This window comes from Streptomyces sp. NPDC058877, from assembly GCF_042742855.1.
GTDB lineage: Bacteria > Actinomycetota > Actinomycetes > Streptomycetales > Streptomycetaceae > Streptomyces.
This window is the reverse complement of sequence record NZ_JBHYMF010000074.1, coordinates 24443-33790: the sequence shown is the minus strand read 5'-3', so window position 1 is coordinate 33790 and position 9348 is coordinate 24443. Positions and strand designations below refer to the sequence as shown.

The window sequence follows — 9348 nt, the reverse complement described above, 5'->3', positions numbered from 1 at the left end:
ACCCGCGGGAACGGCGGGCGGCCCGCGGCCGGGTTCCGTCCGCAAGCGGGGGGGGGCCGGCTTTGCAGGCCACCGGCTCAGACCGGCAGCGGTTCCTTGCCGATCAATGCGGCGATGCGGTCCGGAGCCACCGGCCTGGAGTACAACCAGCCCTGTCCGGTGTCGCAACCGATCCGCCGCAGCCGACTGGCCTGCCCGGCGGTCTCGACGCACTCGGCGGTGACGGTCAGTCCGAGCCGGTGTGCGAGGTGGACGAGCGCCTCGACGATCAACTCGTCAGCGGGGTTGGCGTGTTCCTCGTCCTGGAAGCCGCGCACGAAAGAACCGTCCAACTTCAGCACGGAGACGGGCAGCCGGCTCAGATAGGCCAGGTTCGAGTAGCCGGTGCCGAAGTCGTCGATCGCGATCCGCACGCCCATGTCGCTCAGTGCCTGGAGGGCCTGGAGCGGCCGGCCGTTCGAACCCATCACGGCGGACTCGGTCAGCTCCAACTGGAGCAGGTGCGGTGCGAGGCCGGTCTCCGCGAGGATGCCGGCCACGTCCGCGACCAGGTCCGAGTCCCACACCTGACGGACCGCCACGTTGACGCTCACGAAGATGGGACGCTCGCGCGGGTGGTCCTTCTGCCACTGTCGGGCTTGGCGGCACGCGGTGTTGAGCACCCACCGTCCCAACTCCACGATGGAACCGTCCTCTTCGGCGATCCCGACAAACCGATTCGGCGCGAGCGGGCCGAACTGGGGGTGGTTCCAGCGCACCAGGGCCTCCACCCCGCGCACCACGCCGTCGGTCAGGTCCACCAGCGGTTGGTACTCCAGGGCGAACTCCTCGCGCTCCAGGGCGGGACGCAGGGTGGAGGAGAGGGCCTGCCGGGTCATCCGGTGGGCGTTGCGCTCGGGGTCGAAGAGGGTCCAACGGGCCTTGCCGTCCGCCTTCGCCCAGTACAGCGTGGTGTCGGCGGCCTGCATCAGCGCGGTCGCCGTGGTCCCGTGGGCGATGCGTTCGACCACGCCGATCGAGGCGGAGACCGAGAGCCGCTGACCCCCCAGGTCGAAGGGGTGTTGAAGCGCGTCGAGCACCGAGCGCGCCAGGTCCGCCAGTTGCTCGGTGCCGGTGGAGTCCTCGACCAGGATGGCGAATTCGTCCCCGCCGAGCCGGGCCACGAGGTGGCCGCCGTTGCGGGTGTAGCCGTCGCTGTCCGCGCACTCCGTGAGCCGGGTGGCGACGGCGGCCAGGAGCCGGTCGCCGACCCGGTGGCCGAGGGTGTCGTTGACCGCCTTGAAGCCGTCGAGATCCAGGTAGCAGAGGCCGATCCGCCCTGTTCCGCCATGGCCGTACGGCTCGTACGACGTGTGGGACCCGGCCGTTGGGCCCACCGCTCCGGCCGTGGTGACGGGGTCCGGGGCATCCTGGGCCGCGGCCTCCAGGGCGGCCGAGAGGCGCTCGAAGAACAGTGCGCGGTTGGGCAGTCGGGTCACCGGGTCGTGCATCTGCAGATGGCGCAGGCGCGCGTGGAGTTCGCGCCGGTCGCTGATGTCCGCGATCGACAGCAGCACCCGCCGGCTGCCGGGCACGGGGGCGACGGTGACTTCGGCCCACAGCGAGCGCCCGTCGGCGTGCTTGAGCCGGCGGGTGCAGCGGAAGCGGGAGCGGCGGCCACGGAGCACCTCGCGGTAGGCGTGCCAGGTGCGTCCGTCGGCGGCGAGGTCGACCAGGTCGGCGGCGGCCTGGTCGTGGAGCGCTTCCGGCGCGGAGCCGAGGAGGGTGCCGAAGGAATCGTTGGCGGCGACGACGACCCCGTCCTCGTCGACGACGGCCATGGCGAGCTGGGCGACCCGGAAGGCGGCGCGGTAGTCGCGGAGTTCGGCCGCCCGGCGTGCGCGGTGACGCTCCGTGGTGGCGGCCTCGGTCGTGGGTGTCTCCGCCGGCTCTGTGTGCACCGGTCCTTCGGGGGTTCCGCTCACCGCTCGCTCCCGTGTGCAGTCGGGCCGGTCACATGTGGTCGGGATGGTCGGCCAAGAAAGAGTGAGCCGATCATAGAGCCAGGCCCGGGGGGCGTTCCAGCTTCTAGGGGACTGCGAAGGGCCTCCGGGGCTGTGAGGCTGGCCACCGCGAAAGCCCGCCCGATCGTTTCTGCGCGGGTCTGACACGGGTCGTCGAGGCATGACCGAATGTGACTTTCCGTGATCTGAAACCCGCTCGTGTCGCGTCGACCCCGTGGCGCGCGCTCACCCGACCGGGGTAGCGGAAACATGCGAAAGACACCAAATCGTCACAAGGTGGTGATGGTGTCCCGCATTCCCGATCCGGAGGTCCATGTGAGGGGTCAGCAGCCACCCGGGGGAGTGGAGCGCCCGCGACTGCGCGCCGGTGCGGCGGCCTTCACCTCGCTCGCCGCCCTGGCCGCCACCGGGCTCGTCGCGGGCCCCGCCGCCGGTGCGACCTCGGCGAGTCCCTGTGTGCTTCCCCGCACCGCTGCCCACCACTCGCTCGGCCTCGACACCTGGAACCGTTCCTATCCGCGTCCGACCGAGGGCCTCGACGCGGTCATGATCTTCCTGTCCTTCCCGGACTCCGAGCCGCTCACCACGCCGTCCCAACTCGCCGCCGACCACTTCCCCGCGACCAGCGAGTACTTCGACCGGGCCTCGTACGGGCGCTTCAGCCTGCGCCCGCACCCCCGGGCGGAGTGGACCCCGATGCCGCGGGAGTCGGGGGAGTACGACATACGGCGCGACTGGGACGCCGGGAAACGGGCCGACTACCTGCGCGACGCGATCGCCGCGGCCGACGGGGACGTCGACTTCTCCCGGTACGACATCGTCTACCTGGTGGCCGACCCGGACGCGCCCGGGGTGGACTCCGACGCGACCAAGGTCGTCAACCTGGAGCGCCCGCTCAAGGTCGACGGCACCGAGCTCAAGCGGGTCGTCACGGTCTTCGAGCGGCACCCGCCGGACCGGAACGTCCTCGCCCACGAGACCGGGCACGTCTTCGACCTGCCCGACCTCTACCGGCGCCCGCTCGACGGCAAGGGCGACTGGGACACCCACGTGGGTGACTGGGACGTCATGGGCAGCCAGTTCGGGCTCTCTCCGGACCTCTTCGGCTGGCACAAGTGGAAGCTCGGCTGGCTCTCCCGCGCCCAAGTGACCTGCGTCCAGGGAGCCGGCTCCCGGCTGGTCAGCCTGGAGCCGACCGATGTCCGGCCCGCGGCCGGCGGCACCCTCGGCACCCGGCTCGCCGTCGTGCGCACCGGCCCCGAGAGCGTCCTGGCGATCGAGGCCCGCAGCAGCGCCGGGAACGACGCCGACACCTGCACCGAGGGCGTCCTCGTCTATCGGGTCCGCAGTGGCGCGGCCTCCGGCAACGGTCCGGTCGAGGTCGTGGACGCCCACCCGGACACCGAGGCGTGCGTGGACCACTCCGTCTACCCGCCGCTCGCGGACGCGCCGCTCGAAGAGGGCGAGACCCTGACCGTGCCCGGGAGCGGCGTCCGGGTCGAGGTGCTGGAGCGCACGGCTTCGGGGAGCTGGACGGTCGAGATCACCCCGCCCGCCGCGGGCTGAGCCGCAAGGTCCCGCCCGTACCGCCGACGACACGAAGAAGCCCCCCGCTCGCGCGAGGGGCTTCTTCCGTCTGTGCGCCGCCAGGGACTCGAACCCCGGACCCGCTGATTAAGAGTCAGCTGCTCTAACCAACTGAGCTAGCGGCGCCTGCTGACGTCGTAGACATTAGCATCCGAATCGGCGGGAGGAAAAATCGATACCCGCACGTCGGCGGCGGAGACCGACCGGGCGGCCCGCACGCACGCCCAGAGCACGACCTCGGGCCCCGGCAGCCAGGGGTGCCGGGTGTCCGGGGCCACCAGCCAGCGGGGCCCGGCGGCGTCGGACGGCACGAGCGGCGGCACGGTCACCGCGTCCCCGGGACCGTGGCAGAGGGGCCGGGGCACCGCCTCGCCCCACTCCTCCCAGTCGAGCAGGGCCGGCAGGCGCTGGGCCGTTCCCGGCGCGGCGAAGAGCATCATCCGACCCCGGTGCATCGCCACGGGCCCCGAACCGGGGCCCTCTTCCCAGAGCCTGTCCAGCATCCGGCGCCCGAAGACCGGGTCCACGTTGACGACGTCGAAGACCGTCCCGCAGGGCAGCGCCGCCGGTGAGGTCGGCCGGGATTCCCAGCGGGTGAGCGCGGTGCTCCGATCGCCGGCGGCGGAGGTGAGCCAGGCGGCCCCGTCGGCGGTCACCCGTGCCGTCTGGTGGCGTCCCTCGTCGCCCTCCCGGAGGAACCGGAAGATGTCCTGGGGGGTCTCGTTGCGCAGCCACGTCGTCATGGATCAGGTGTACCGGGAGTGACGATGTGGTTTCCGAGGGTTTCCGGAATCCCGGACAAGGGTGGTGGGCGAGGAGTATCGTGCGCCTCGGCATATGCCATGGTGCTTTTTCGGCAGGGCCGCTTCCGACGCGCGCCCACGTGCCCCGTGAGGGGCCGGCGCACCGGCCTCGTGGGCGCCCGCGACGCCCCGGCATCGTGTTCCTCGTCGCCTCGTCGCCTCGTCGCCTCGTCGCCTCGTCGCCTCGTCGCCTCGTCGCCTCCGCCGTCGGGGGCGTCCGCTCAGTCCTCCGGCGGTCCGCCGTTCGTCCGGATCAGGTCTTGACCGAACTCGATCATCTTCCGGGCGTAGTCCTCGGTCCAGTCCGCCCGCTCGGCGACGTCCGCCGCCGTCAGCCGGTCGAACCGGCGGGGGTCCGCCAGTTGTGCCGCGGCGATCGCCTGGAACTCCGTCGCCCGGTCCGTCGCCGCCCGGAACGCGAGCGTCAGCTCTGTCGCCCGGGCCAGCAGCTCGCGCGGATCCTCCATCGACTCCAGGTCGAAGAAGTGCTCCGGATCGGCGGTGGCCTCGACGGGCTCGAAGATCAGCGGTGCCGGTCGAAGCCGCCGCTGTGCGCTCCGCTCCGCGGGTTCCGCCATCGTCCTACTCCTCCTCGCACAGGCACGGCCCGGAATCCCGGGCCGCCTTCCATTGTCCCGCTTCCCGCAAGGGCGCGTGCCGTCCGTCGCGCGCCCCCCGCTCCGCGGGCCTCCGGGTCATGCGTCGTCGAGGCCGCGCAGGAGCAGCCGCAGGCCGCCGAAGAACTCCTCCTCGGGGCCGATCGCCCGGGCGTCGTGCGCGGTCTCGGCGAGCCGCGGGAAGCGGTCGGCGGGCAGTGCGGCGATGGCCTCGGTCCCGCTGCCGGCGAGCGGCCCGAGGTGTTCGAGCTGGATGGCGCCGGTGATGTACGCGTGCAGTGCGCGCAGGGCGACGACCCGGCGTCCGCCGTCGATCCCGGCCCCGGTGAGGATCTCCAGCACGGCCTCGGACCAGCGCAGCCCGGCGGGGGAGCGGTGCCGATGGGCGACGGTCAGCGGGACGGCCGAGGGGTGTCGGGCGACGGCCTCGCGCAGTCGCCCGGCCATGAGTTCGATCCGGTCGCGCCAGGGCGCGTCGGGAGCGGGCGGGGCGGTGTCGACGGCGCTCAGGACGCGCTCGACCACGAGCCCCTCCAGCTCCTCGCGGTCGGCGACGTACCGGTAGAGCCCCATGGGGCTCATGGCGAGTTCCTTGGCGACGGTGCGCATGGAGAGGGCGGCGAGCCCGTCGCGGTCGATGACGGCGAGCGCGGCGGCGGCCAGGCGTTCGGGGGTGAGGGAGCGGGGGCGCGGCATGACGGTTGACAGCGTACGCCCTACGCCTATCTTGATAGGAGTACGCCGTACGCCTAAGGCTGTCGTCACGTTCCGCCGAGGAAGGTGTCCCATGAGCACGCTCCCGCCCCGCACGCACGGTCGTCTGGAACCCGGCCGGAGCGTTCCCGCCCGGACGCTCGCCCCGGTCCTCGGGGGCCCGCTGGCCCTGCCGGACCCCGAACACCCCACCCACGTCCAGTTCCGGCGCTTCGCCGGCTGCCCGGTCTGCAATCTGCACCTGCGGTCGGTGGTCCTGCGGCACGAGGAGATCGAGCGGGCGGGGATCCGCGAGCTGGTGCTCTTCCACTCGCCCGCCGAAGAACTGCGCGAACACGTGGAGCACCTGCCGTTCCCGGTGGTCGCCGATCCCGACCGGAGGCTGTACGCGGAGTTCGGCGTGGAGTCCCACCGCAGGGCGCTGCTCGACCCACGGGCCTGGCCGGCCGTCGTCCGGGCCGTGCTCCGCAGCGCCTGGCGCCTGCTCCGGGGGCGGGAACGCCCGCCGGCCACCAACCAGCCCAACGGCCGGCTCGGCCTCCCCGCCGATTTCCTGATCGCCCCGGACGGTCGGATCGCCGCCCTGAAGTACGGCGAACACGTCTACGACCAGTGGTCGGTGGACGAACTCCTCGCCCACGCCGCCGCGCTCGGGCCGGCGGACTGATCAGGGCGTCCAGCCGACCCGGTGCTCCTCCAGGTGGGAGAGGACCGCGTGGTTCGCCTCCCAACCGTCGGGGAACGAGACCGCCACCCCCAGCTGCACCGGATCCGTCGACGGGTGCTCGTCGAGGAGCTCCGCCACGCCCGCGCGGCACACCACGACGCAGGCGTGCCGGTGCCGGGAGGCCAGCACGCACAGCCGGCCCGTCTCCAAGTGGAAGGCAGTCGCGTCGGGACGCCCCGAGAGCGGGTGGAGGACGACCGTCACGTCGTACTCGCGGCCCTGCAGCCGGTTCGCCGTGTCCACCGTCACGCCCGAGACGCCGAGCTCCGCGAGGGCCGACCGGACCGCCGCCGCCTGGTCGCGGTGGGCCGTGCCGACGGCGATCCGGTCCGCGGTGAGCGGGACCGGGGCGTCCGAGCGCTCCGAAACGGTGGCGCCGCCCCGGTCCAGGAGCCGACGCACCACCAGGGCGATCGCACCGACCGCCTCGGGGTCGGTGCGTGGGGTGTGCCGCGCGGGCAGTTCGAGCAGGCCCCAGCCGGACTCGGCCGCCTCGTCCAGCACCCGATCGGGGCCCGAACCGTCCGAGGCCACCCCGAAGGACAGCCGCCGGTCCCCGTGACCGGTGCCGCTGCGGAACGGCGTGTACGGGTAGAAGGCGTCCGAGACCAGCGGCGCCGCCGAGGCCGGCAGCCGCCACGAAACCGGCAGCCGGTGCTGCGGAAGCTCCGGATTGTGTGCCAGCAGGGTGGAGACGGCCGATGCCGACGGGTCGTACGCGAGCCCCGCCCACTGCTCCGCACCCACCACCGAGAACGGGTCCAGCTGCCCCGGGTCGCCCACGAACAGAGCCCGCTCGAAGAGGCCCGCCACCGCGAGCAAGGCGTCCGAGCGCATCTGGTAGGCCTCGTCGACGATGGCGTGCGCCCACCGCTCGACGTTCTTCACGTGCCCCCACTTGGCGGCCGTGGACAGGACGACCGGCAGCCCGGCCAACTCGCCGGCCTTCGCCGACTTCCGCACGTTCGCCAAGTCGTCCAGCGCCTTGTCGTACGGGTCGGTGTCGTTCGAGTGCAGCCGGCCGACCTCCAGCTCAGGCTCCTTCTCCGCGAGCCGCAGCACCAGATCGTCCACCTGCGCGTTCGTCTGGGCCACCACCATCAAGGGGCGCCCGGCAGCGGCCAGTTCGAGGGCGGCCCGGACCACCAGGGTCGACTTGCCCGCGCCCGGCGGGGAGTCCACGACCACGCCCCGGGCGGTGCCGTGCAGGGTGTCGGCCAAGATGGCGCCCGTCGCCCGCGCCGCCTCCGCGGAGGGGTCGAACACGGTCGGGTTCACAGGACGTCCTCCGGGGTGATGGCGTCGGGCGGTTCCACGGCGTCCGACCCGGAGGGGGGACCGCCGTGCGTCCAGGGCGTCTCCTCCGGGTCCGGCAGCTTCGGTCCGACCCGCTGGTCGTGCTCGAACAGCGTCCAGGCGATCCGCTCGCCCTTCGCCGGCACCGAGCCCTCCGCGGGCTCCCTGGACCGGCCCATCCGGTCCAGGATCCGCAGCAGCAGCGAGCCGTCCTCCTCGTACCGCACGAACTCCGCCGTCTGCGGCTTGCCGTCCAGGGAGCGGTACACCCGCACCCGCTCGCCCAGGTGCGGCCGGTCGTCGGTGCGGACCGCGACCAGCGGTCGGGGCGCCGGCCGCTTGGACTCCGTCCACGCCATCACCACCTCGACCACCTCGGCCGTGAACGCCTCGCCCGAGAGCCGCCGCCCCGCCAGGACCAGGGGGTCGTCGAGGGCCTCCTGCGCCTCCAACTGCCCCTGCGCCTGCTCGCGGGCCGCGAGCTTCTGCGCCGCCGTCACCGCGTCGTCCCGGCGCGGCTGCGGCGGCTCCCCGGCCGCCACCCGGTCCCGGTGGCCGGTGAACGACCAGCGGTCGCGGGTCCAGCGGTCCTCGACCCTGGCCCCCTCCGGCAGTTCCCGCAGCAGGTCGATCGCCCGCCAGACCGCCTGCCAGGTCGGCTCCAGTTGGGAGGCGACCAGGCGGCGCACTTCCCGCTCGGCCGCGTGCAGCGCGCCGAGGCCGGTGTCGGCCGTCTCGCCGTCCTCGGCCGCACCGAGCGCCTGCCGGGCCCGGTCGTACCGCTCGATCGCGGGCGCCAGCAGCGCGTTGTCGAAGGCCGGATCGGTCGCGGGGCCGGCCGGCGGGCACAGCAGCTGCCCCCGGGCGTCCCGGCCCGATCCGGCCCGCAGCGCCGCCTCCGCACCCGACTCCCCCTCGTACGGGTCGATCCAGGCGAGCAGCGCGCCCAGGTGCTGGTCCTCCAGGGAGGACTGCCCGGTCGCCCAGTGCCGGTTGAGCAGATCGGTCGCCGAGAGCAGCAGCGAGGACCCGGGGACCCGGGCCCGCTCGCCGAAGTGCGTCAGCCAGCGTCCGAGCAGCGGCACCCGCGGCGGTGCGGGGAACGGCGCCTCGGGGTCCTGCTCGGCCGTCCGCCGGAACCGCATCGACCGTCCGAGCAGCCGCACGTACTCGACGCCCGCCCGGCTCGGCACGATCAACTGCGGCGCGTCGGCGCACAGCTCGACCTCGACCTTCACCTTCTTGCCCGTCTCGGGGTCGACCTCGCTCCGCTCGGCCGCCTCCACGACCCCCGTGAACGGGTCGAGGTGCGCCAGCACCTCCTCGGCCAGATCGGCGAGGAACGCGAACCGCAGGTCACGGTCCCGGGGTTGCGGCACCACCAGGAGACGGGGCTCCTCGGGGTCGGTCCCGACCAGCGCGCCCAACGGGGCCCCGGCCTCACCGGCGGTGGTCAACGGCACCAGGACGAGGGGTCGTTCCGCGAGGTGCCGGTGCCGGACGGTCGCGAGCGGCTGCGCCCGACCCGACTCGACGGCCTCCATCCGTGCGAGCGTGGAGATCAGCGACATGCCAGGGCCTCCCGGGACGCGGCACGACAA

At 73.3% G+C, this 9348-nt stretch carries 8 protein-coding genes and 1 tRNA gene; 2 read left to right on the top strand and 7 right to left on the bottom strand.

The window, feature by feature from the left end; all coding sequences use genetic code 11:
• Nucleotides 1–77: 77 nt before the first annotated feature.
• Nucleotides 78–1964 carry a putative bifunctional diguanylate cyclase/phosphodiesterase gene (locus ACFW2Y_RS18875; protein WP_384880163.1) on the bottom strand — a complete coding sequence of 629 codons (1887 nt, stop codon included), beginning with the start codon at nucleotides 1962–1964 and terminating at the stop codon, nucleotides 78–80.
• A 321-nt stretch (nucleotides 1965–2285) separates the two neighbouring features.
• Here ACFW2Y_RS18875 and ACFW2Y_RS18870 point away from each other — a divergent pair, with 321 nt between their 5' ends.
• Nucleotides 2286–3569, top strand: coding sequence for a M6 family metalloprotease domain-containing protein (locus tag ACFW2Y_RS18870; protein WP_384880161.1), 1284 nt, complete (start codon nucleotides 2286–2288; stop codon nucleotides 3567–3569).
• A gap of 73 nt (nucleotides 3570–3642) precedes the next feature.
• Here ACFW2Y_RS18870 and ACFW2Y_RS18865 read toward each other — a convergent pair.
• From ACFW2Y_RS18865 to ACFW2Y_RS18850, 4 genes are all read right to left on the bottom strand, one after another.
• Nucleotides 3643–3716: transfer RNA gene (locus ACFW2Y_RS18865), tRNA-Lys, on the bottom strand.
• On the bottom strand, nucleotides 3707–4333 hold the full coding sequence (locus tag ACFW2Y_RS18860) for a bifunctional DNA primase/polymerase (RefSeq protein ID WP_384880158.1): 627 nt from the start codon (nucleotides 4331–4333) through the stop codon (nucleotides 3707–3709). The genes ACFW2Y_RS18865 and ACFW2Y_RS18860 overlap by 10 nt, the downstream gene beginning before the upstream one ends.
• A gap of 281 nt (nucleotides 4334–4614) precedes the next feature.
• Nucleotides 4615–4971 carry a hypothetical protein gene (locus ACFW2Y_RS18855; protein WP_384880157.1) on the bottom strand — a complete coding sequence of 119 codons (357 nt, stop codon included), beginning with the start codon at nucleotides 4969–4971 and terminating at the stop codon, nucleotides 4615–4617.
• A gap of 117 nt (nucleotides 4972–5088) precedes the next feature.
• Nucleotides 5089–5706, bottom strand: a complete 618-nt coding sequence (locus ACFW2Y_RS18850) for a TetR/AcrR family transcriptional regulator (protein ID WP_384880155.1) — start codon at nucleotides 5704–5706, stop codon at nucleotides 5089–5091.
• Nucleotides 5707–5797: 91 nt separating this feature from the next.
• Here ACFW2Y_RS18850 and ACFW2Y_RS18845 point away from each other — a divergent pair, with 91 nt between their 5' ends.
• The gene (locus ACFW2Y_RS18845; RefSeq protein WP_384880153.1) at nucleotides 5798–6391 is read left to right on the top strand and encodes a peroxiredoxin-like family protein; all 594 of its coding nucleotides are present in this window, start codon (nucleotides 5798–5800) and stop codon (nucleotides 6389–6391) included.
• On the opposite strand, the gene ACFW2Y_RS18840 is transcribed toward ACFW2Y_RS18845, so the two are convergent.
• Nucleotides 6392–7729 carry an AAA domain-containing protein gene (locus ACFW2Y_RS18840; protein ID WP_384880150.1) on the bottom strand — a complete coding sequence of 446 codons (1338 nt, stop codon included), beginning with the start codon at nucleotides 7727–7729 and terminating at the stop codon, nucleotides 6392–6394.
• On the bottom strand, nucleotides 7726–9318 hold the full coding sequence (locus tag ACFW2Y_RS18835) for a hypothetical protein (protein ID WP_384880148.1): 1593 nt from the start codon (nucleotides 9316–9318) through the stop codon (nucleotides 7726–7728). The genes ACFW2Y_RS18840 and ACFW2Y_RS18835 overlap by 4 nt, the downstream gene beginning before the upstream one ends.
• Nucleotides 9319–9348 lie beyond the last annotated feature (30 nt).

Excerpts from the sequence above, each read along its gene's own strand:
- ACFW2Y_RS18835 (WP_384880148.1), bottom strand. The coding sequence starts at position 9,318 with ATGTCGCTGATCTCCACGCTCGCACGGATGGAGGCCGTCGAGTCGGGT.
- ACFW2Y_RS18855 (WP_384880157.1), bottom strand. The coding sequence starts at position 4,971 with ATGGCGGAACCCGCGGAGCGGAGCGCACAGCGGCGGCTTCGACCGGCA.
- ACFW2Y_RS18870 (WP_384880161.1), top strand. The coding sequence starts at position 2,286 with ATGGTGTCCCGCATTCCCGATCCGGAGGTCCATGTGAGGGGTCAGCAG.
- ACFW2Y_RS18845 (WP_384880153.1), top strand. The coding sequence starts at position 5,798 with ATGAGCACGCTCCCGCCCCGCACGCACGGTCGTCTGGAACCCGGCCGG.
- ACFW2Y_RS18860 (WP_384880158.1), bottom strand. The coding sequence starts at position 4,333 with ATGACGACGTGGCTGCGCAACGAGACCCCCCAGGACATCTTCCGGTTC.
- ACFW2Y_RS18850 (WP_384880155.1), bottom strand. The coding sequence starts at position 5,706 with ATGCCGCGCCCCCGCTCCCTCACCCCCGAACGCCTGGCCGCCGCCGCG.